Origin of the sequence: Extensimonas perlucida, assembly GCF_007655255.1 — a bacterium.
Lineage (GTDB): Bacteria > Pseudomonadota > Gammaproteobacteria > Burkholderiales > Burkholderiaceae_C > Extensimonas > Extensimonas perlucida.
The window spans coordinates 18,967-38,700 of the sequence record NZ_VMYE01000018.1; the positions used below are offsets into that span (position 1 = coordinate 18,967).

General features: G+C 65.1%; 18 protein-coding genes and 1 tRNA gene. 12 read left to right on the forward strand and 7 right to left on the reverse strand.

Annotated features, from left to right (window positions below):
* Positions 1-9 precede the first annotated feature (9 nt).
* Positions 10-222, reverse strand: coding sequence for an AlpA family transcriptional regulator (locus FK527_RS13290; protein WP_012112310.1), 213 nt, complete (start codon positions 220-222; stop codon positions 10-12).
* A 118-nt stretch (positions 223-340) separates the two neighbouring features.
* Positions 341-1,087 carry a hypothetical protein gene (locus tag FK527_RS13295; RefSeq protein ID WP_012112309.1) on the reverse strand — a complete coding sequence of 249 codons (747 nt, stop codon included), beginning with the start codon at positions 1,085-1,087 and terminating at the stop codon, positions 341-343.
* A 915-nt stretch (positions 1,088-2,002) separates the two neighbouring features.
* Here FK527_RS13295 and FK527_RS13300 point away from each other — a divergent pair.
* Both FK527_RS13300 and FK527_RS13305 read left to right on the forward strand, forming a co-directional pair.
* A tRNA-Leu gene (locus FK527_RS13300) sits at positions 2,003-2,096 on the forward strand.
* Between the two features lie 11 nt (positions 2,097-2,107).
* Entirely contained in the window at positions 2,108-2,725 is a 618-nt protein-coding gene (locus FK527_RS13305) for a DUF6806 family protein (RefSeq protein WP_144734752.1), read from the forward strand.
* 31 nt (positions 2,726-2,756) lie between these two features.
* On the opposite strand, the gene murI is transcribed toward FK527_RS13305, so the two are convergent.
* The 3 genes from murI to apbC form a co-directional block, all read right to left on the reverse strand.
* Positions 2,757-3,611 carry a glutamate racemase gene (gene murI / locus FK527_RS13310; protein WP_144734755.1) on the reverse strand — a complete coding sequence of 285 codons (855 nt, stop codon included), beginning with the start codon at positions 3,609-3,611 and terminating at the stop codon, positions 2,757-2,759.
* A gap of 46 nt (positions 3,612-3,657) precedes the next feature.
* Positions 3,658-5,214, reverse strand: a complete 1,557-nt coding sequence (locus FK527_RS13315; protein WP_144734758.1) for a fumarate hydratase — start codon at positions 5,212-5,214, stop codon at positions 3,658-3,660.
* Between the two features lie 84 nt (positions 5,215-5,298).
* Entirely contained in the window at positions 5,299-6,390 is a 1,092-nt protein-coding gene (gene apbC, locus FK527_RS13320; RefSeq protein ID WP_144734761.1) for an iron-sulfur cluster carrier protein ApbC, read from the reverse strand.
* Positions 6,391-6,632: 242 nt separating this feature from the next.
* On the opposite strand from apbC, the gene metG reads away from it, so the two are divergent.
* The 6 genes from metG to FK527_RS13350 all read left to right on the forward strand — a co-directional run bounded on the left by metG (position 6,633) and on the right by FK527_RS13350 (position 12,391).
* Positions 6,633-8,705, forward strand: coding sequence for a methionine--tRNA ligase (metG, locus tag FK527_RS13325; protein ID WP_144734764.1), 2,073 nt, complete (start codon positions 6,633-6,635; stop codon positions 8,703-8,705).
* Between the two features lie 53 nt (positions 8,706-8,758).
* Complete coding sequence (locus tag FK527_RS13330) at positions 8,759-8,974, forward strand: DUF3460 family protein (protein ID WP_144734767.1); 216 nt, start codon at positions 8,759-8,761, stop codon at positions 8,972-8,974.
* A gap of 64 nt (positions 8,975-9,038) precedes the next feature.
* The gene (locus FK527_RS13335) at positions 9,039-9,875 is read left to right on the forward strand and encodes a segregation and condensation protein A (protein WP_144734770.1); all 837 of its coding nucleotides are present in this window, start codon (positions 9,039-9,041) and stop codon (positions 9,873-9,875) included.
* A gap of 70 nt (positions 9,876-9,945) precedes the next feature.
* On the forward strand, positions 9,946-11,535 hold the full coding sequence (nadB, locus tag FK527_RS13340; protein WP_144734773.1) for an L-aspartate oxidase: 1,590 nt from the start codon (positions 9,946-9,948) through the stop codon (positions 11,533-11,535).
* Positions 11,536-11,581: 46 nt separating this feature from the next.
* On the forward strand, positions 11,582-11,986 hold the full coding sequence (gene panD / locus FK527_RS13345) for an aspartate 1-decarboxylase (RefSeq protein ID WP_144734776.1): 405 nt from the start codon (positions 11,582-11,584) through the stop codon (positions 11,984-11,986).
* 45 nt (positions 11,987-12,031) lie between these two features.
* Positions 12,032-12,391, forward strand: a complete 360-nt coding sequence (locus FK527_RS13350) for a 5-carboxymethyl-2-hydroxymuconate Delta-isomerase (RefSeq protein WP_114483143.1) — start codon at positions 12,032-12,034, stop codon at positions 12,389-12,391.
* A 44-nt stretch (positions 12,392-12,435) separates the two neighbouring features.
* On the opposite strand, the gene FK527_RS13355 is transcribed toward FK527_RS13350, so the two are convergent.
* Positions 12,436-13,326 carry a LysR family transcriptional regulator gene (locus FK527_RS13355; protein WP_114483144.1) on the reverse strand — a complete coding sequence of 297 codons (891 nt, stop codon included), beginning with the start codon at positions 13,324-13,326 and terminating at the stop codon, positions 12,436-12,438.
* Positions 13,327-13,496: 170 nt separating this feature from the next.
* On the opposite strand from FK527_RS13355, the gene FK527_RS13360 reads away from it, so the two are divergent.
* The 4 genes from FK527_RS13360 (at position 13,497) to FK527_RS13375 (ending at position 18,625) form a co-directional block, all read left to right on the forward strand.
* Positions 13,497-15,020 carry a CoA-acylating methylmalonate-semialdehyde dehydrogenase gene (locus FK527_RS13360; protein ID WP_144734779.1) on the forward strand — a complete coding sequence of 508 codons (1,524 nt, stop codon included), beginning with the start codon at positions 13,497-13,499 and terminating at the stop codon, positions 15,018-15,020.
* Positions 15,021-15,175: 155 nt separating this feature from the next.
* Positions 15,176-16,342, forward strand: coding sequence for an acyl-CoA dehydrogenase family protein (locus FK527_RS13365; protein WP_144734782.1), 1,167 nt, complete (start codon positions 15,176-15,178; stop codon positions 16,340-16,342).
* Positions 16,343-16,467: 125 nt separating this feature from the next.
* A complete protein-coding gene (gene mmsB / locus FK527_RS13370) occupies positions 16,468-17,361 on the forward strand; it encodes a 3-hydroxyisobutyrate dehydrogenase (protein WP_144734784.1) in 894 nt (297 codons plus the stop codon).
* A gap of 184 nt (positions 17,362-17,545) precedes the next feature.
* Positions 17,546-18,625, forward strand: coding sequence for an MBL fold metallo-hydrolase (locus tag FK527_RS13375; protein ID WP_144734787.1), 1,080 nt, complete (start codon positions 17,546-17,548; stop codon positions 18,623-18,625).
* A gap of 57 nt (positions 18,626-18,682) precedes the next feature.
* On the opposite strand, the gene FK527_RS13380 is transcribed toward FK527_RS13375, so the two are convergent.
* Positions 18,683-19,681, reverse strand: a complete 999-nt coding sequence (locus FK527_RS13380; RefSeq protein ID WP_144734790.1) for a PDDEXK family nuclease — start codon at positions 19,679-19,681, stop codon at positions 18,683-18,685.
* Between the last annotated feature and the right edge of the window lie 53 nt (positions 19,682-19,734).

The following is a 19,734-nucleotide window of genomic DNA, read 5'->3' on the forward strand; positions in this document are numbered from 1 at the left end:
GGGAGCGAGTCAGGTGCGGTTGTTAAGGCGTTCGGCGATCCACTGATCGATCTCGACCGAATCCCAGCCCACCGCGCGCACGCCAAGGCGCAACGCCTGTGGAAACTGGCGCTTCTTCATCAGGTTGTAGATGTGGGCGCGTTTGAAGCCGGACTTCGCTTCAACTTCATCGAGCCGCAGGATGCGGCGCTCGTGCGGTGGCAGTACAGGTACTTGCGACATGGCGGTCACTCCTGAACGCTCAGTGGCGTTTGTTGGCGTGACCTCTATTCAATAGACATGGCTGCAAAAAGACATTGCAAATGCAATCTCCGAGACTGCACATACAAGATGGAAGAATTCACGCGGCTGCGCTACGCACATTCTTCCTGGCGTTGGCGAACTTGCCGTTCAAGGTTCGCTCCGTGATGCCCATGGTGCCGCCATAGTGGGCGAGCAATGCGGTGACGATTGCCTCCTGCGTCTTGAAGCTGGAGTACGGCACACCCGATGGGGATTGACCCAGCATCAGCGTCAGCATGCCACCGATGATGTTCAGGTACGTGGTCTCCGCTCGATCACTGATCGCGCACTGCTTGGATGCCAACAGCACCGCGGACTGCTTGAGCAAGGCTTCGTGTTGCGCTTGAAGTTTGCGCATCTCACGCCGGCTATGGTCCAGCGCGGCCTGCAGAGCCTGCCGTTCCAGCAGGATTGCCTGTCCTGTTTCCAGGGTGATGGAGGGATGCGCCATGCGCTCGCTGCGGCTGAACAGGAATCCGGGTCGATGCTCAGGATAGTGAGTGCGCATCCAGCGTTTCAGATCGACGTGGCGGATGGTCAGATCGGGTGAACTCACCAACTCTGGGTCATTGAGCGTGATCCCGTTCTTGCCAAAGGGCAGTTCCGAGTTGAGGATGCCGTCGTAGATGCGTTCCGAGTACAGCCGACACTCGTTCCATCGCGGGCAGTCCAATGTCTGCGGCAGGCACCGCGGTGATGCGATCGAGGCGAGGATCGACGCCTTGTACCGCAACAACCCAGCCCACCGTATGGCAGCTTCGATGGGACGATAGAACACCTTTGATAATGGTGGCTCCTTGTGCATGTTTTCGTCTCCTTTCGGAAGCGCTACATCACCGGCTCCTTTCTCGCCCTGCCAAGGGCTGTTGTGTCGTTATGCCTGTGGCGGATGCCAGGGACGAATGCCCCGGAACGTGGGCGGACGAGATCATGGCATCCGCCACAGGTGGCCCTCTCTTGCTCAATGTGCAAGAATCGACCAGTTGCCGGCCCGTCGAGTAACAAGGAAGAAGCACGCTCGACAATGGCGCTCACGGTGCCAGCGTCATGGGGTGCGTCAGGCGTATCAAGACCGATTCGCTATGGTCTGATATCCCTACGGTTTCACAAGTCGCGCTGGGGCGCAGTCGTTGCTCAACGTCCAGAGGGACGCAGAGAAAACCGCGCGTGTGATGCTTGTTCTGGCATCCTGATATATCGACATAGCATCCAGCGATCCTGGGCTGTGGCCAGTTTGAGGCTGTTGCGCGCCGCTCCCACACGGTCGCCAGCTGACCAGGTGATGTGAACATGCGCCCCATCTTTCCTTGCTCGCCGCTTGGCCTTCATCACGAACAGCCTTGGGCTGTGGTGCGCACGGCATCAAACCAAGCGCGGTCTCAACGTTCGATGCTGATGCCATTCCTGACGCAAGGAGACCTGAGTGTCGAGCGGCGTTGCAGGGGCGGGCCTCTGGTAGCCGTGTATTCTGCGTCGGTTGTCAGGGGATGAAATGGCAGTCCTTGGACGCTGATGGAAGTTGTTGGATGAGTTTTGTTGCCGAGGGCGAAGAACAAGGCTATAATTCAGGCCTTCGCTGCTCACGGCGGCGAAGAATGTGATTGGGAAACAAGGATTTAGCGCCCTAGTGCCTGTCTCGTTTCCCGCTCCAACATTGCAAGGGAAGCTCAGGCTTCCCTTTTTTCTTGGGCTGCGGCCATTGCCAATGGTTGCAGCCCAGGCCCCGATGGTGAAATTGGTAGACACAGCGGACTTAAAATCCGCCGCTTACCTGCATAAGGGGCGTGCCGGTTCGATTCCGGCTCGGGGCACCAGGGTGAAAATCATGTCAAGTTACAACGCTCCTTTTGAAATCCATGTGCACGGCCAGGTGCCTTTGCGGGCCGATGTGCGCTTCGAGCAGTTGCAACAGGCGCTCAAGCCGCTGTGGAAGTACGCCGGGGCGCGCTCCTTGGCCGATGGCGCTACCAGCCTTTACGAAGAAGAGCCTGGCATTCAGTTCGACCCCAAAGAACATGTGCTGCAGATGTGCTGGACGGTGGAGGGGGATGAAGACTTCCGCCAATCGCTCGATGACCTGTGCATGGGCCTCAATGAACTCGCCGAGAGCGGGGCGGCCATAGAGGTGAGCTTTTACGACATCGAGTTCGACGAAGAAGACGAAGACGACGGTACCGAGGCGCGTGACGACTTTCTGATGCTCTTCGTCGGCCCCACGCCTGCGGCCATCATGCAGGTGCAGCGCGACCTGCTCGTGCAGGACGTGGTGAACCTGATGGAGCGCCACTTCGACGCATCCGAACTCGGTGGCGTGGTGGCCGAGATCGACAAGCTCTTCACGCAGCGTTTCGACGCGCTCGTCAATTCGCTAGAGATCAGCAAGCCGCCGCGCGGTCCGGGCGGTGGCCATGGCGGCGGACGCCGCCCGCGCCATCTGCACTGATTTTCGAGACTTCCCTTCGGAAGAGACCTTCTCAAGGCAGGGCAATGCGCTCGCACTGCTGCGCGGGCAGTTGCAGCCAGCGCTGCGCCGCGGCTTGCAGCGGCGCCAGCGCGCCTGTGGTCAGCAATTGCACGGCACCTGCGTCTCCCGGCAAAAATTCCGGCGCCAGTGTCGCAACTTGCGCCAGCAAACGCCGGGTCTGCCGCGCCACGGGATCGCCGGTGTCGATGATCTGCACCTGTGGACCGACGAGCGCGCGCAAGGTGGGCAGCGCAAAGACGTAGTGCGTGCAGCCTAGCACCAGCGTGTCGATCTGGCCGGCTTCATTGCCAAATTGGCCCATAGCGCTGATGTAGCGGGCACAAAGCGCTCTCACTTCAGGAGTTTCTGCGCTCCCATGCAATGCTTGCTCTGTGCTGCGCTCTATGGCGTGGGCGAGGCCGTCGCAGGCCTGCAGGATGAATTCGACCTGTCCGGCCAGGCTGGCGTGCAGTGCGCGGAATTTCTCGCTGCCCAGGGTGCCGCGGGTGCCGATCACGCCGATGCGCTTGGTCTGGCTTTGCTGCACGGCCGGCTTGAGTGCGGGCTCCACGCCCACGAGCGGCAAGTCTGGGTGGCTGCTGCGCACTTCGTGGATGGCGGCGGCGGTGGCCGTGTTGCAGGCGACCACCAGCGCCTTGATGTGGTGCTGCGCGCGCAGGTAGGCGGTGATGGCATGCGTGCGCTGGGCGACGAAGCGCGCGTCGCGCTCGCCGTAGGGCGCGTGGCCGCTGTCGGCCAGATAGACGAAGCGCTCGTGCGGCAGCTCGGCGCGCAGCGCGCGCAGCACGCTGAGGCCGCCGATGCCGCTGTCGAAGACGCCTATGGGACGCTCGGCAAGTGGCATGGGCGATGGCCGCACGAAGTGGCGCGCTGGCGCGGGCGTCAGGGAATCAGGCCTGGGCGATGCCAATGCCTTTGAACTCGCCCGTGGCGATGCGTTTTTGCCACTCGGCCGGGCCGACGATGTGCGCGCTGGTGCCGCTGGCATCGACGGCCACGGTCACCGGCATATCGACGACTTCGAATTCATAAATGGCTTCCATGCCCAGGTCGGCAAAGCCGAGGACTTTGGCGCCCTTGATGGCCTTGGAGACCAGGTAAGCCGCGCCGCCCACGGCCATGAGGTAGGCGCTCTGGTGCTTTTTGATCGCTTCGATGGCGGTGGGGCCGCGCTCGGCCTTGCCTATCATGGCGATCAGGCCGGTGTGGGCGAGCATCATTTCGGTGAACTTGTCCATGCGCGTGGCGGTGGTCGGGCCGGCGGGGCCCACGACTTCATCGCGCACCGGATCGACGGGGCCGACGTAGTAGATCACGCGGTTGGTGAAGTCGACCGGCAGTTTTTCGCCCTTGGCCAGCATGTCCTGGATGCGCTTGTGTGCGGCGTCGCGCCCCGTGAGCATCTTGCCCGTGAGCAGCAGGGTTTCGCCGGCCTTCCAAGTGGCGACCTCGGCCTTGGTCAGCGTGTCGAGGTTCACGCGCTTGCTCTTGTTGTAGTCGGGCGCCCAGTGCACGTCGGGCCAGAGGTCCAGGCTCGGCGGGTCGAGATAGACCGGCCCCGAGCCATCGAGCACGAAATGTGCGTGGCGCGTGGCCGCGCAGTTGGGGATCATGGCCACGGGCTTGCTGGCCGCGTGCGTGGGGTACATGGCGATTTTCACGTCGAGCACGGTGGTCAGGCCGCCCAGGCCCTGCGCGCCTATGCCCAGGGCGTTGACCTTTTCGTACAGCTCCAGGCGCAGCTCCTCGACGCGGTCGAGCTTGGCGCCCGACGCGGCTTTGGCTTGCAACTCGTACATGTTCAGGTCGTCCATCAGGCTTTGCTTGGCCAGCAGCGCGGCTTTTTCGGCGGTGCCGCCTATGCCTATGCCCAGCATGCCGGGCGGGCACCAGCCGGCGCCCATGGTGGGCACGGTCTTGAGCACCCATTCGACGAGGTCGTCGTTGGGGTTGAGCATGGCGAGCTTGGACTTGTTTTCCGAGCCGCCACCCTTGGCCGCGACGGTGACATCGACGGTGTTGCCAGGCACGATCTCGGTGAAGATCACCGCAGGGGTGTTGTCCTTGGTGTTTTTGCGCTCGAACTGCGGATCGGCGACGACACTGGCGCGCAGTGTGTTGTCAGGGTGGTTGTAGGCGCGGCGCACGCCCTCGTTGATGGCGTCGTCGAGGCTGCCCGTGAAGCCCTCCCAGCGCACATCCATGCCCACTTTCAGGAACACGTTCACGATGCCCGTGTCCTGGCAGATCGGGCGGTGGCCCACGGCGCACATGCGGCTGTTGGTGAGGATTTGCGCGATCGCGTCCTTGGCCGCGGGGCTTTGCTCGCGTTCGTAGGCGCGCGCGAGGTGCTCGATGTAGTCGGCGGGGTGGTAGTAGCTGATGTATTGCAGCGCGCCGGCGATGGATGCGATCAGGTCGTCCTGGCGGATGGTGGTCGTGGTCATGGCGGGTGGTGGTGTGAAGAGAAGGACGGGCAGGATTATCTCTCTGCGCCCACTGCAGGCGGCGCCTGTAGACGACGGTGGGCGTCAGCCGCCCTGCTGCACGCTGATGGGTGGGAACTTGGCCGAATAGTCCTTGCCTTGCAGCGCGATGCGCGCAGCCACGCTGCGCGCGATGTGCCGGTAGGTTTGCGCGGCCTCGCAGGCCGGGTCGGCCACCACGGTAGGCTGGCCGCGGTCGGCCTGCTCGCGGATGCGCAAGTCCAGCGGCAGCGCGCCCAGGTAGGGCAGGCCGCATTCGGCGGCCATTCTCTTTCCGCCCTCGGCGCCGAAGATGTGCTCGGCGTGGCCGCACTGGCTGCACACGTGCACGGCCATGTTTTCGACGATGCCGAGGATGGGCACGCCGACTTTTTCGAACATGGTGATGCCTTTGCGCGCGTCCAGCAGCGCGATGTCCTGTGGCGTGGTGACGATCACGGCGCCTGTGACCGGCGTGCGCTGGCTCAACGTGAGCTGGATGTCGCCGGTGCCGGGTGGCATGTCCACGACAAGATAATCGAGGTCTTGCCAGTGCGTCTGGCGCAGCAGCTGCTCGAGCGCCTGCGTGGCCATGGGGCCGCGCCAGATCATGGCCTGCTCGGGCTCGACCAGAAAACCGATGGACATGACCTGCAGGCCGTGATTTTGCAGCGGCTCCATGGTTTTGCCGTCCAGGCTTTGCGGCTTGCCGCTGAGGCCCAGCATCATGGGCTGGCTCGGGCCGTAGATGTCGGCGTCGAGCACGCCCACGCGCGCGCCTTCGGCCGCCAGCGCGAGCGCAAGGTTCGCCGCAGTGGTGCTCTTGCCCACGCCGCCCTTGGCCGAGGCCACGGCGATGATGTTTTTCACCTCGGGCAGCAGCGGCACGCCGCGCTGCACGGCGTGCGCTTGCACTTTGCTCGTGATCTCCACGGCCACCTGCTGCACGCCGGGCACGCTGCGCGCGGCGGCCGTGAGGCTTTGCTGCAAAGAGGGAACGAGGCTTTGCGCGGGGTAACCGAGTTCGAGCGCGAAGGACACATTGCCACCATCGACGCGCAGATTGCGCAGCGCGCGCGTGCTGACGTAGTCCTGGTCGGTGTGGGGGTCGCGCACCTGCGCGAGGGCTTGTAAAAGCGTTTCAGTACGGACGGTCATGCGAAAAATCCGAAAAATGCCAAGGTGGATCACGATGCGGTGAGAGAAGGCGCGATTGTCCGCGCTCTGCGCCACGGGCGCGCAAACACCTGCGGCGCATGGTGTTGCTCGGTGGCGTGTGCGACAGGGGGAGGGCGCGGCACGCGGCTGCGGCCGCGGGCCCTAAAATGCAGGGTTTCCCTGCCCGGCGCGAGGGGGTCATCGAGTGCCTGCTTTGCCCAACCACGAAAGCCATTTTTTGCATGTCTGACCGCAAACTGTTCGTCACCACGGCCTTGCCGTATGCCAATGGCAACTTCCACATCGGCCACATCATGGAATACATCCAGGCCGACATCTGGGTGCGCATGCAGCGCATGCACGGGCATGAGGTGTATTTCGTCGGTGCCGACGACGCGCACGGCGCGCCCATCATGATCGCCGCCGAAAAGGCCGGCAAGACGCCGCAGCAGTTCGTGGCCGAGATCGCCGCGGGGCGCAAGCAGTACCTCGACGGCTTTCACATCGCGTTCGACAACTGGCACAGCACCGACGGTCCTGAAAACCACGAACTTGCCCAGGCGATCTACCGCGACCTCAAGGCCAACGGCCTGATCGTCACCAAGACGATAGAGCAGTTTTTCGACCCGCAAAAAGGCATGTTCCTGCCAGACCGCTTCATCAAGGGCGAATGCCCCAGGTGCGGCGCACAGGACCAGTACGGTGACAGTTGCGAAGCCTGCGGCGCCGTCTATGCGCCGACCGAGCTCAAAAACCCGTACTCGGCGCTCTCGGGCGCGACGCCGGTGCTCAAAAGCTCGGAGCATTATTTCTTCAAGCTCTCCGACCCGCGCTGCAGCGCCTTTCTCGAAGCCTGGACGAGCGAGCCCGGGCGCCTGCAGCCCGAGGTGCTCAACAAGATCCGCGAATGGTTCGTGCCCGACGAGGAAGGCAAGAGCCGCCTCGCCGACTGGGACATCAGCCGTGACGCGCCGTACTTCGGCATCGAAATCCCCGACGCGCCGGGCAAATACTTTTACGTCTGGCTGGACGCTCCCATAGGCTACCTGGCCTCGCTGAAAAACTACTTCGGCAAGATCGGCAAGGACTACGACGCCTTCATGGCCGACCCCGAGGTCGAGCAATACCACTTCATCGGCAAGGACATCATTTACTTTCACACGCTGTTCTGGCCCGCCACGCTGCATTTTTCGGGGCGCAAGACGCCGACCAAGGTGTTCGTGCACGGTTTTCTGACCGTGAACAACGGCGAAAAGATGAGCAAGAGCCGCGGCACCGGGCTCGATCCGCTCAAGTATTTGCAGCTGGGCATGAACCCCGAGTGGCTGCGCTACTACCTCGCGGCCAAGCTCAGCTGCCGCAACGAGGACATCGACTTCAATGCCGACGACTTCATGGCGCGCGTCAACGCAGATTTGGTGGGCAAGTACGTGAACATCGCCGCGCGCGCGGCGGGCTTCATCGCCAAGCGCTTTGATGGCGTGCTGGGCGAGGTGTCGGCCGATGGCGACGCGCTGCTCGACCACTTGCGCACCAGCGTGCCTGCGATTGCCGAGCTGCTCGCCGAGCGCGACTACGGCAAGGCGCTGCGTGAAACCATGCTGCTGGCCGACCGCGTGAACGAGTACGTGGACCAGAACAAACCCTGGGAGCTCGCCAAGCAGCCCGCGCTGCAAGAGCGCCTGCACGACGTGTGCACCACCTGCATAGAGGCGTTCCGCCTGCTGACCATCGTGCTCAAGCCCGTGCTGCCCGCGCTCGCGGCGCAGGTCGAAGCCTTTTTGCGCATCGCGCCGCTCACGTTCGCGAGCGCTGAGCAGGCGCTGGGCGTGGGGCACCAAATCGGCACCTACGAGCACCTCATGCATCGCGTGGAGCGCGCCCAGCTCGAAGCCCTTTTTGCGCCTCCGTCGCAGGTGGAATCTGCGCCTGCAGCTAGCACAGGCATAGCGCCTGGCGGCGAGCCGATCGCGCCGACCATCACCATCGACGACTTTGCCAAGATCGACTTGCGCATCGCCAAAATCGTCGATTGCGCGCCCGTCGAGGGCTCGACCAAGCTGCTGCGCCTCACGCTCGACGTGGGCGAGGGGCGGCTGCGCAATGTGTTTTCGGGCATCGCCAGCGCCTACCAGCCGGCCGACCTGGTCGGCAAGCTCACCGTGGTGGTGGCCAACCTCGCGCCGCGCAAGATGAAGTTCGGCGTCAGCGAGGGCATGGTGCTCGCCGCGAGCCACGCCGACGAAAAGGCGCATCCGGGTATTTACGTGCTGAGTCCCTGGCCCGGCGCCGAGCCGGGGATGCGGGTGCGTTGAGCGTGCGCTGAAATAGCTTTTCCCGTCCTTCTTCTACCAAAGGTTGTCACGCCATGTCGCTTTTCCGCCGTCCTGACTACGAGTCTGAAACCACGCAGTTCCTCAAACAGCTCAAGCAGCAAAAGCCCGCGCTCGAGGAGCAGCAGCGCGCGGGCCGCGCCCTGCTGTGGGACAAAAAGGTCGATAGACGTCTGTGGCGCGAGTACCGCGCCGCGGCCGTGCCGCAAAAGCCTTACGTCTATCAGACCGAGCCTAGTCCCGAACATTGAGCATGTTTTTGGCCTCTAGCCCTTATGTATCAAACGCTAGCAGCTATGAAAATAGTAAATTCACATGCCCGCCGGGCCACTGCTTGATGCGCACGCCGAGGCATCTGCCGGCGAAGCCGATGCCGTGGCCTTTGCGCGCCTGTATGGCGAGCCGCTGTTTGCGCTGCCGGCTGACCTCTACATTCCGCCCGACGCGCTCGAAGTCATCCTCGAAGCCTTCGAGGGGCCGCTGGACTTGCTGCTGTACCTGATCCGCAAGCAAAACTTCAACATTCTCGACATTCCCATGGTCGAGCTCACGCGCCAGTACCTCGCCTACGTCGAGGAGGTGCGCAGCCGCAACCTGGAGCTTGCGGCCGAGTATTTGCTCATGGCGGCCATGCTGATCGAGATCAAGTCGCGCATGCTGCTGCCGCCGCGCAAACAAGCCGAGGGCGAGGAGCCTGAAGACCCGCGCGCCGAGCTCGTGCGCCGCCTGCTCGAATACGAGCGGATCAAGCGCGCCGCCGCGCAGCTGGGCGAGCTGCCACAGCAGGGGCGGGACTTTTTCCCGGCGCGCGCCTGGTTCGAGCCCGGCGCGGCACCGCGCTTTGCCGACGTGCACGTGGCCGACCTGCAGGCCGCGTGGCGCGACATCCTCGCGCGTGCGCGCCTCGTGCAGCACCACAAAATCAGCCGCGCGCAGCTCAGCGTGCGCGCATACATGAGCCGCGTGCTCAAGGCGCTGCAGGGCCGGCGCTTCGTCACCTTCGAATCCTTGTTCGAGCCGGCCGAAGGCCGCGCCGTGCTCGTGGTCACCTTCGTCGCGCTGCTCGAACTGGCCAAGGAGACCTTGATCGAAATCACCCAGGCCGAAGCCTTTGCGCCGATATACGTGCGTCTGGCCTACGTGCCGGCTTGACAATGGCGCAAGGCTTTCCCAAAGTCCGACAGACGGCCAGTCCCATTTTTCTGCGCTACGCTCTTTCTCCATGATTACCCATGATTTCGACGTTTTGATCGTCGGCAGCGGCCTCGCGGGGCTTTCCGCCGCGCTGCACCTCGCGCCCACGCACCGCGTGGCCGTGCTCACCAAGCGCTCGGTGTTCGACGGCTCGAGCAGCTGGGCGCAGGGCGGCATTGCCGCCGTGCTGGCCGACGACGACAGCTTTGCCGCGCACATCCAGGACACGCTGGTGGCCGGCGCGGGCCTGTGCGACCTTGCGGCCACGCGCTTCGTGGTCGAAAACGCGCCCTCGGCGATCGCCTGGCTGCGCGGCCTGGGCGTGCCGTTCACGCTCGAGGGCGAGCACCTGCACCTCACGCGCGAGGGCGGCCACAGCGCGCGCCGCATCGCCCACGTCACCGACGCCACGGGCGCCGCGGTGCAAAAAACGCTGATCGACGTGGTGCGCGCCACGCCGGGCATCACGCTGTTCGAAAACCACATGCTCGTGGACCTGGTCACGAGCCGCAAGCTCGGCCTCGCGGGGCACCGCTGCCTGGGCTTGTACGCGCTCGACGAGGACACCGACGAGGTCATCACCTTCCGCGCGCCGCAGACCATCCTGGCCACGGGCGGCGCGGGCAAGGTCTATCTCTACACCACCAACCCCGACACCTCCACGGGCGACGGCATCGCCGCGGCCTGGCGCGCGGGCTGCCGCGTGGCCAACATGGAATTCATCCAGTTCCACCCCACGGGCCTGTACCACCCCAAGGCCAAGTCCTTCCTCATCAGCGAGGCCGTGCGCGGCGAAGGCGGCGTGCTGCTGCTGCCGCCGCAGGCCGGCGGCGGGCGCTTCATGCCCGCGCACGACCCGCGCGCCGAGCTTGCCCCGCGCGACGTGGTGGCGCGCGCCATCGACTTCGAGATGAAGCGCCACGGGCTCGACTACGTGCTGCTCGACATCTCGCACAAAAGCCCCGAGTTCTTGCACGAACATTTCCCCAACATCCTCGCCTACTGCGCCGAGCTCGGCATAGACATCACCAAAGAGCCCATTCCCGTCGTGCCCACAGCGCATTTCACCTGCGGCGGCGTGCTCACCGACCTGTCAGCGCGCACCGACCTGCCGGGCCTGTTCGCCGTGGGCGAGACGGCCTACACCGGCCTGCACGGCGCGAACCGCCTGGCGAGCAATTCGCTGCTCGAGTGCATCGTGTTTGCGCGCGCCGCCGCGCAGACCATCGCCGCAGCGCCGCGCACGCCCATCCCCTCGCTGCCGCGCTGGGACGACAGCCGCGTCACCGACGCTGACGAAACCGTGGTCATCTCGCACAACTGGGACGAGCTGCGCCGCTTCATGTGGGACTACGTGGGCATCGTGCGCACCAACAAGCGCCTGGATCGCGCCGCGCACCGCATCAGCCTGCTGCAGGATGAAATTCAGGAGTTTTACGCGCACTTCCACGTCACGCGCGACCTGCTCGAGCTGCGCAACCTCGTGCAGGTGGCCGACCTGATCGTGCGCTCGGCCCAGCTGCGGCGCGAAAGCCGCGGCCTGCATTACAGTCGCGACTACCCCGAACTGGCCGCGCCCGCCGCGCCCACCGTCCTCGTGCCGCCGGTTTCATACTGACGCACTGCACCCGCCACATCCATTGCCACCACCCGGAAACCCCGCGATGTACCGCACCCTGCTCAAGTCCAAAATCCACCGCGCCACCGTCACCCACTGTGAGCTGCACTACGAAGGCTCCTGCGCCATCGACGAAGACCTGCTCGACGCCGCCAACCTGGTCGAAAACGAACAGGTGCACATCTGGAACATCAACAACGGCGAGCGCTTCATCACCTACGCCATCAAGGGCGAGCGCGGCAGCGGCATCATCTCGGTCAACGGCTCGGCCGCGCGCCGCGCCGCCGTGGGCGACCTGATCATCATCGCCGCGTTTGCCCAGGTGCCCGAGTCACAGGTGGCGGCGCACCGCCCGCAACTCGTGTTCGTCGATGCGACAAACCGCCAGACCGGCCTGCGCGACCACGTGCCCACGCAGCCTGCGCAGGCGCACAACGCCGATGAATGCTGAGCCTTGTCCCTGTCTTTCCGTCTGCGTTTCCCAAGGATTGATCCCATGCCTCATCTGATCGTCGAATATTCCGCCAATCTGCCCGCCTTCCCCGAGGCGCAAGCCCTGGCAGAGCTCAACGCCGCCGTCGTGGCCAGCCCCGAAGTCGCGAACGAAGCCGACCTCAAGTCGCGCCTCGTGCGCGTAGGCAGTTTTCAGGTCGGCACGCAACCCGCGCAGCGCGCCTTCGTGCACGCACAGTTGCGCCTGCTGGCCGGGCGCACGCCCGAAGCCAAGCAAGACCTGGCCGAGCGCGTGGCCGGCGTGCTGCGCCGCCTCACGCCGCGCCCTGAGGGCGTGCTCGTGCAGCTGAGCGTGGAGATCGTCGATATGGACCGGCCGTCTTACATCCGGGAGCGGCTTTGATGCGTTGAATGGGTGGTTTGAGCCCATGCAGCCTGCGCAAGGCGCTACGCAGGCAATAGCGCCTCTTGCTGCGCCTGCACCGTCTGGCGGACGAAATCCCACACCGCCTGCATGCGTGCGACGTGCTTGTTTTCGGCGGGCATGGACATCCAGAAGGTGCGCGTGAAGCGCGCCGCGTCGGGCAGCACGGCGCACAGGCTCGCGTCCTGCGCGGCGACGAAGGCGGGCAGCACGGCCAGGCCGGCGCCTGCGCGTGCGGCCTCGTACTGCGCGAGGATGCTGGTGCTGCGCAGCGTGTAGCGGCTCGGGCGGTGCAGCTCGTCGAGGATTTGCAGCTCTTTGCTGAACAGCAGGTCGTCCACGTAGCTGATGAAGGGGTGGCCCTGCAAATCCTCGGTGCGCGTGATGGGCGCGTGCTGCGCGAGGTAGCTGCGCGCGCCGTAGAGCTGCAGCCGGTAGTCGGTGAGCTTGACCACGAGCACGGCGCCGCGGCTTGGGCGTTCGAGCGAGATCACGATGTCGGCCTCGCGGCGCGACAGGTGCACGAGGCGCGGCAGCGAGAGCAGATCGACCACCAGCCCCGGGTGCGCCTGCGCAAAGCGCGCGAGCTGCGGCGCGAGCACCAGGTTGCCGAAGCCCTCGGTGCAGCCTATGCGCACCAGCCCTTGCAGGCCCTGGCGCACGCCGGGCGTGGCGTTTTCCACGGCCAGAAAGGCGGCTTCCATGGCTTCGACCTGCGGCAGCAGCTGGCGCCCGGCTTCGCTCAGGCGGTGGCCGCCGGCCTCGCGCGCGAACAGCGCCGAGCCGACTTGTTTTTCGAGCGCCTGGATGCGCCGCGCCACCGTGGTGTGATCGACGCCCAGGCGCCGCGCTGCGCCCACCAGCGTGCCCGCGCGTGCGAGTTCCAGAAAGTAGCGCAGGTTGTCCCAGTCCATGGTGTGCGGGTGCGGTAGGGTGGGTGCGGTGTTGCGGGCGGCGCGTGTGAGGCAAAAAACGCGGCTTTGCGTTTTTGCAAATCTGCTGCGCGCAATTGTCTATTGTCTCGACAATTCTGCACAGTTACGATCGCCAGGTTTTGGCTCTGTTTCACCCAGGAGATGTTTGCATGAATGCACCCAGCAACGTGGCCGCGCTGGCCCCTACCGTCAAGCTGCTGATCGGCGGCAAGTTCGTCGAGTCCAAGAGCACCGAATGGCGCAACGTGGTCAACCCTGCCACGCAGGAAGTGCTCGCGCGCGTGCCTTTCGCCACGCCCGACGAGATCGAGGCCGCCGTGGCCTCGGCCAAGGAAGCCTTCAAAACCTGGCGCAAGACGCCGATCGGCGCGCGTGCGCGCATCTTCCTCAAGCTGCAGCAGCTGATCCGCGAGCACATGGCCGAACTCGCCGCGATCCTCACCGCAGAGCAGGGCAAGACCTTGCCGGACGCCGAGGGCGACGTGTTCCGCGGCCTCGAAGTGGTCGAGCACGCGGCTGGCATCGGCAACCTGCAGCTTGGCGAGCTCGCCAACAACGTCGCCAACGGCGTCGATACCTACACGCTGTTGCAGCCGCTGGGCGTGTGCGCGGGCATCACGCCGTTCAACTTTCCGGCCATGATCCCGCTGTGGATGTTCCCCATGGCGATTGCCACGGGCAACACCTTCGTGCTCAAGCCCTCCGAGCAAGACCCCATGGTCACCATACGCCTGTGCGAACTCGCGCTCGAAGCCGGTATTCCGCCCGGCGTGCTCAACGTGGTGCACGGCGGCGAGGCCGCGGTGAACGCGATTTGCGACCACCCCGACATCAAGGCGATCTCCTTCGTCGGCTCCACGCGCGTGGGCACGCATGTCTATAACCGCGCGAGCCTGGCCGGCAAGCGCGTGCAGTGCATGATGGGTGCGAAGAACCACGCTGTCATCCTGCCCGATGCGAACAAGGAGCAGACGCTCAATGCGCTCGTGGGCGCGGGTTTTGGTGCCGCCGGGCAGCGCTGCATGGCAGTGTCGGTGGCCGTGCTCGTGGGCGAGGCGCAGCAGTGGATTCCCGAAATCGTCGCCAAGGCCAAGACGCTCAAGGTGAGCGCGGGCACCGAAAAAGGCACGGATGTGGGCCCGGTCGTGTCCTGCGCCGCGCTCGCGCGCGTCGAGGGCCTGATCGAGAAAGGGATTGCCGAAGGCGCCAAGCTCGAGCTCGACGGCCGCAAGCCGCACGTGCCCGGCTACGAAAAGGGCAACTTCGTGGGCCCGACCATCTTCTCGGGCGTCAAGCCCGGCATGTCGATCTACGACCAGGAGATTTTTGGCCCCGTGCTTTGCATCGCAGGCGCCAACAGTCTCGACGAAGCCATCGAATTCATCAACGCGAACCCGCACGGCAACGGCACCGCGATCTTTACGCAAAGCGGCGCTGCGGCGCGCAAGTTCCAGGAGGACATCGACGTGGGCCAGGTCGGCATCAACGTGCCGATTCCCGTGCCCGTGCCGATTTTCTCGTTCACCGGCTCGCGCGCGTCCAAGCTCGGCGACCTCGGGCCCTATGGCAAGCAGGTCGTGCTGTTCTACACCCAGACCAAGACCGTCACGGCGCGCTGGTTCGACGACAGCACCACCGCGCAGGGCGTCAACACCACCATCAGCCTGCGTTGAACGAGCGCGGCAGGCAGGGCAGGGCGCAGCAAGGGCAGCGCCTTGCTTGCAATGGGTTCGATAGCTTGCAGTGCCCGCCCTGTCTGCCTGAAGTGGCAAAAACATCGAATTTTTGCCGCTGCGCAACTGCACACACCACGAGGAGACGCACCCCCATGGACTTCGAGCTGAGTGACGATCAGCGGGCCTTTGCCGACACGGCGCGGCAGTTTGCCCAGGCAGAGCTTGCACCGCACGCGGCGCGCTGGGACGCCGAAGGCATTTTTCCGCGCGAGGCCATCGCCAAAGCCGGCGAGCTCGGTTTTTGCGGCCTGTACGCACCCGAGAATGCGGGCGGCCTGGGCCTGCCGCGGCTCGACGCCACGCTGGTGTTCGAGGAAATGGCCGCCGTCGATCCTTCGACCACGGCCTTCATCACCATCCACAACATGGCCACCTGGATGCTCGGCACCTGGGCCACGCCCGCGGTGCGCGAGCATTGGGGGCCGCTGCTCACGCGCGGCGAAAAGCTCGCCTCGTACTGCCTGACCGAGCCGGGCGCGGGCTCGGACGCGGCCGCGCTCAAGACGCGCGCCGAGGCCATCGGGCACGAATGGGTGATCAACGGCAGCAAAGCCTTCATCTCGGGCGCGGGCAGCACCGACATGCTGGTGCTCATGGCGCGCACGGGCGACGCGCAGTCGGGCGCGGGCGGCATCTCGGCCTTTGCCGTGCCGGCCGACACGCCGGGCATCAGCTATGGCAAACGCGAGCACAAAATGGGCTGGAACAGCCAGCCCACGCGCACCATCAGCTTCGACAACGTGCGCATTCCGGCGGACCATTTGCTCGGCCGCGAGGGCGAGGGCTTCAAGATCGCCATGAAGGGCCTGGACGGCGGGCGCATCAACATCGCCACCTGCTCGGTCGGTGCGGCGCAGGGCGCGCTCACGCACGCGCAGCGCTATCTGCACGAGCGCCGGCAGTTCGGCAAGCCGATCGCGAGCTTTCAGGCGCTGCAGTTCAAGCTCGCCGACATGGCGACCGAACTCGTCGCGGCGCGCCAGATGGTGCGCCTGGCGGCCTGCAAGCTCGACGCCGGCGCGCGCGACGCGAGCACCTATTGCGCCATGGCCAAGCGCTTTGCCACCGACGCGGGCTTTGCCGTGTGCAACGAGGCGCTGCAACTGCACGGCGGCTACGGCTACCTGAACGACTTTCCGCTCGAGCGCCTGGTGCGTGATGCGCGCGTGCACCAGATCCTCGAAGGCACGAACGAGATCATGCGCGTGATCATCGCGCGGCGCATGCTCGAAGGCGACGCGCCCGAGGTGATCCGCTGACCGGCGTTGACCGGCGCGACGGCAGGCTTGCCAAAAAACTTTTGTTTCGATAGCTGCTTGCGCAGGTATATCAAGCGCTGGAGGCATATTTGATACTTAACCACTTGCACTCAGGAGACCTCATCATGCACATCGCATTCATCGGTTTGGGCAACATGGGCGGCCCCATGGCGCTGAATCTGCACAAGGCCGGCTACAGCGTGCGCGGCTTCGACCTCTCCAAGCCCGCGTGCGACAAACTCGCCGCCGAGGGCCTGGTGATTGCACCCAGCGCCGCAGAGGCCGCGCAGGGCGCAGCTGTGGTCATCAGCATGCTGCCCGCGAGCCCGCATGTCGAGGCGCTGTTCCTCGGCGACGGGCGCGCGCCGGGCTTGCTCGCGGCATTGAGCGCGGGCACGCTGGTCATCGACAGCTCGACCATCGCCGCAGCCACCTCGCGCAAGGTGGCCGAGGCCGCGGCGGCGCGCCAGATCGACTTCATCGACGCGCCCGTCTCGGGCGGCACGGGCGGCGCGATTGCCGGCACGCTGACCTTCATGGTCGGCGGCGAGGCGGCAGCCCTCGAGCGCGCGCGCCCGCTGCTCGAGAAAATGGGCAGCAACATCTTCCACGCCGGCGCCGTGGGCGCGGGGCAGACGGCCAAAATCTGCAACAACATGCTGCTGGGCATCCTCATGGCGGGCACCAGCGAGGCGATCGCGCTCGGCGTGGCCAACGGGCTCGACCCCAAGGTGCTCTCGGAGATCATGCGCCGCAGCTCGGGCGGCAACTGGGCGCTCGAAAAATACAACCCCTGGCCCGGCGTGATGGAAAACGCGCCCGCCTCCAAGGGCTACGCGGGCGGCTTCGGCACCGATCTGATGCTCAAAGACCTGGGCCTCGCACAGGAAAACGCCACCGCCGTCAAGGCCGCGACGCCGCTCGGTGGCCTGGTGCGCGGCCTGTACGCGGCGCACAGCCTCGCGGGCTACGGCGCGCAGGACTTTTCGAGCATCATCAAGCTGGTGGCCAAGGGCTGACACGGCCCGAAAGGCTTTTCGATGGTGGGGGCCCGGGGTGTGGTCGCCGGCCTCGTCGAAGAGCGCTGGCAAGTGCGGGACAGCGCGCTCGGCGCATCCTTTCTACAATGGCCTTGCACCGCCGCGGCCCGCCCTCGCCGGCCAGCGCGCGGCGCCCCATCATCATTCCCGCACGTCCCTGCCCATGTCCTCTGCTGCCGAACTCGAACGTGCCTTGCACTACCCGCTTGCCGACCGCCTGCCGCCGCGCGGCGGTGCGATCGAAGTGGCGCCGGGCGTGCTCTGGCTGCGCATGTCCCTGCCGTATGCGCTTGACCACATCAACCTCTGGCTGCTGCGCGACCACATCGACGGGCGCGACGGCTGGAGTGTGGTCGATTGCTGCATAGACCGCGCCGAGTCGCGCGCCGATTGGGAGCAGGTGTTTGCAAGCCAGTTGCAGGGGCTGCCGATTCTGCGCGTGATCGTCACGCACATGCACCCCGACCACATCGGCCTCGCGCACTGGCTGTGCGAGCGCTGGAGCACGCCCGTGCACGAATGCCAGCTGTGGATCAGCGCCACCGACTACCAGGCAGGGCTCTACAACTCCGCGGTGGTGGACGACGTGCGCGCCGAGCGCTCGGCGCAGTTTTTTGCGAGCCACGGCCTGCGCGATCCGGACGAGCTCGAAAAAATCCGCCAGCGCAAGAGTTATTACAGCAGCCACGTGCCGGCCGTGCCGCCGACCTTCCGGCGCCTCATGGACGGCAACGTGCTGCGCATAGGCGCGCATGAGTGGCGCTGCATCGTCGGCTACGGCCACGCGCCCGAGCACATGGCGCTGTATTGCGCGGCGCTGGGCCTGTTGATCAGCGGCGACATGATGCTGCCGCGCATCTCCACCAACGTGAGCGTCTATGAGGGCGAGCCCGAGGCCGACCCGCTCACACTGTTCCTCGACTCGATCGACCGCTTCGAGGCGCTGCCCGCCGACACGCTGGTGCTGCCCGCGCACGGCAAGCCCTTCGTGGGCCTGCACACGCGCATCGCGCAGCTGCACGAGCACCACCGCGCGCGCCTGGCCGACGTGCTCGTCACGGCACGCGAGCACCCCGTGACGGCCCACGAGCTGCTGCCGGTGCTGTTCCATCGCCAGCTCGACTTGCACCAAACCACCTTTGCGATGGGCGAGGCCGTGGCGCATCTGCACCGCCTCTGGTACGCGGGAGAGCTGCGCCGCACGCGCGACGCACAAGGCGTGTGGCGCTTCGCGTTGGCGTGAGCAACTGGCGTGTGAATTTTGGGAGCAGGCGCGGCGCGCGCGTGGCGGACCTGACGCTTACACCGTCAATGTGTTGGCCAGTTGAGCGAGTGACGGCCCGTCTTTCTGAAGCCCCCAAAATTCCGTGCCAGGGATAGCGCTGATTGGAGGCTGGATCTGGTTGCGCAAGTGCAGCGTCAAGTCGGTCAAGGATGAAAACTCCCTGCCGTTCCAGCGCACCTTACCCTCGCCCAGGTAAATCGCCTGCCGCTCGCTTTCTGCCAGGGGCGGCAGGTTTTTATGGATGGGCTTGACGAGGTACAGTGCGTCGCCCGTGCGAAGTTTGCCTGCGGCCTCGAGCAAGGGGCAGGTGCGCTGACGTCGGGCGGATGCAACGGCGGTTTGTCGTGCCATAGCGGCGTTGCGATCGCGCACCTGCACCAAGTAGTCTTCTTGCTGTGGCAGTGGAATCAGCAAGTCGATATATAGCGCATGGTTTCCGTTGCCCAAGGCGTACAGCTGTACCGTGAAGCAATACATCTTGAAGCCGTCCATGCGCTCCATGAGCCACATTGCGGTCGTGGTGATTTCGGGGCTGAAGTCGCGTGCCACCAGGATGACCTGGGGCGTCGTGCCCAGCTTGACAGTGGAGATATCCGGTTCGCCTAAAAACTCCAAAATTTCCGCTTGTGCCTCATCCCTACGGGCATCGGTGCGCTTTTTCAGAAGCTGATGATGTCGCGCATCTACGACATGCTCGATGGTGTGGTTGGAGAGCATGGCCGCGTATCGCAGGGCCTGTAACTCCGCGTGCCCACCGTCGCCGGTGCGCTTGATTTCGACGACGTACAGCTGGGCTTCTTCGTCCATGGCCAGCAAATCGATCGATTGCTTGGCGTTGCTCCAGGCGCCATATTCGGCGGCGATCACCATCAGCGGTTGCGCAGGTAGTAGGCAGGGAAGGTGTTGCTCTAGTAGATCACGTAAACGCGCCTCCAGCAGCTGTTCGGATTCGAACGTGGTGGGCTCCAGCAAGCTGGATTGGCTGAGGTCGGCTTGACAGGTAAAAAGCGGCATGATCGATGCTCGAATTCGGGTGTGGCGTGGCAGCGCTTGGAGTGTAGTGCCAC

What these genes read in the sequence shown, in the direction of transcription:
- FK527_RS13290 (WP_012112310.1), bottom strand. Translation starts at nt 222, where the DNA reads ATGTCGCAAGTACCTGTACTGCCACCGCACGAGCGCCGCATCCTGCGG.
- FK527_RS13295 (WP_012112309.1), bottom strand. Translation starts at nt 1,087, where the DNA reads ATGCACAAGGAGCCACCATTATCAAAGGTGTTCTATCGTCCCATCGAA.
- FK527_RS13305 (WP_144734752.1), top strand. Translation starts at nt 2,108, where the DNA reads ATGTCAAGTTACAACGCTCCTTTTGAAATCCATGTGCACGGCCAGGTG.
- murI (WP_144734755.1), bottom strand. Translation starts at nt 3,611, where the DNA reads ATGCCACTTGCCGAGCGTCCCATAGGCGTCTTCGACAGCGGCATCGGC.
- FK527_RS13315 (WP_144734758.1), bottom strand. Translation starts at nt 5,214, where the DNA reads ATGACCACGACCACCATCCGCCAGGACGACCTGATCGCATCCATCGCC.
- apbC (WP_144734761.1), bottom strand. Translation starts at nt 6,390, where the DNA reads ATGACCGTCCGTACTGAAACGCTTTTACAAGCCCTCGCGCAGGTGCGC.
- metG (WP_144734764.1), top strand. Translation starts at nt 6,633, where the DNA reads ATGTCTGACCGCAAACTGTTCGTCACCACGGCCTTGCCGTATGCCAAT.
- FK527_RS13330 (WP_144734767.1), top strand. Translation starts at nt 8,759, where the DNA reads ATGTCGCTTTTCCGCCGTCCTGACTACGAGTCTGAAACCACGCAGTTC.
- FK527_RS13335 (WP_144734770.1), top strand. Translation starts at nt 9,039, where the DNA reads ATGCCCGCCGGGCCACTGCTTGATGCGCACGCCGAGGCATCTGCCGGC.
- nadB (WP_144734773.1), top strand. Translation starts at nt 9,946, where the DNA reads ATGATTACCCATGATTTCGACGTTTTGATCGTCGGCAGCGGCCTCGCG.
- panD (WP_144734776.1), top strand. Translation starts at nt 11,582, where the DNA reads ATGTACCGCACCCTGCTCAAGTCCAAAATCCACCGCGCCACCGTCACC.
- FK527_RS13350 (WP_114483143.1), top strand. Translation starts at nt 12,032, where the DNA reads ATGCCTCATCTGATCGTCGAATATTCCGCCAATCTGCCCGCCTTCCCC.
- FK527_RS13355 (WP_114483144.1), bottom strand. Translation starts at nt 13,326, where the DNA reads ATGGACTGGGACAACCTGCGCTACTTTCTGGAACTCGCACGCGCGGGC.
- FK527_RS13360 (WP_144734779.1), top strand. Translation starts at nt 13,497, where the DNA reads ATGAATGCACCCAGCAACGTGGCCGCGCTGGCCCCTACCGTCAAGCTG.
- FK527_RS13365 (WP_144734782.1), top strand. Translation starts at nt 15,176, where the DNA reads ATGGACTTCGAGCTGAGTGACGATCAGCGGGCCTTTGCCGACACGGCG.
- mmsB (WP_144734784.1), top strand. Translation starts at nt 16,468, where the DNA reads ATGCACATCGCATTCATCGGTTTGGGCAACATGGGCGGCCCCATGGCG.
- FK527_RS13375 (WP_144734787.1), top strand. Translation starts at nt 17,546, where the DNA reads ATGTCCTCTGCTGCCGAACTCGAACGTGCCTTGCACTACCCGCTTGCC.
- FK527_RS13380 (WP_144734790.1), bottom strand. Translation starts at nt 19,681, where the DNA reads ATGCCGCTTTTTACCTGTCAAGCCGACCTCAGCCAATCCAGCTTGCTG.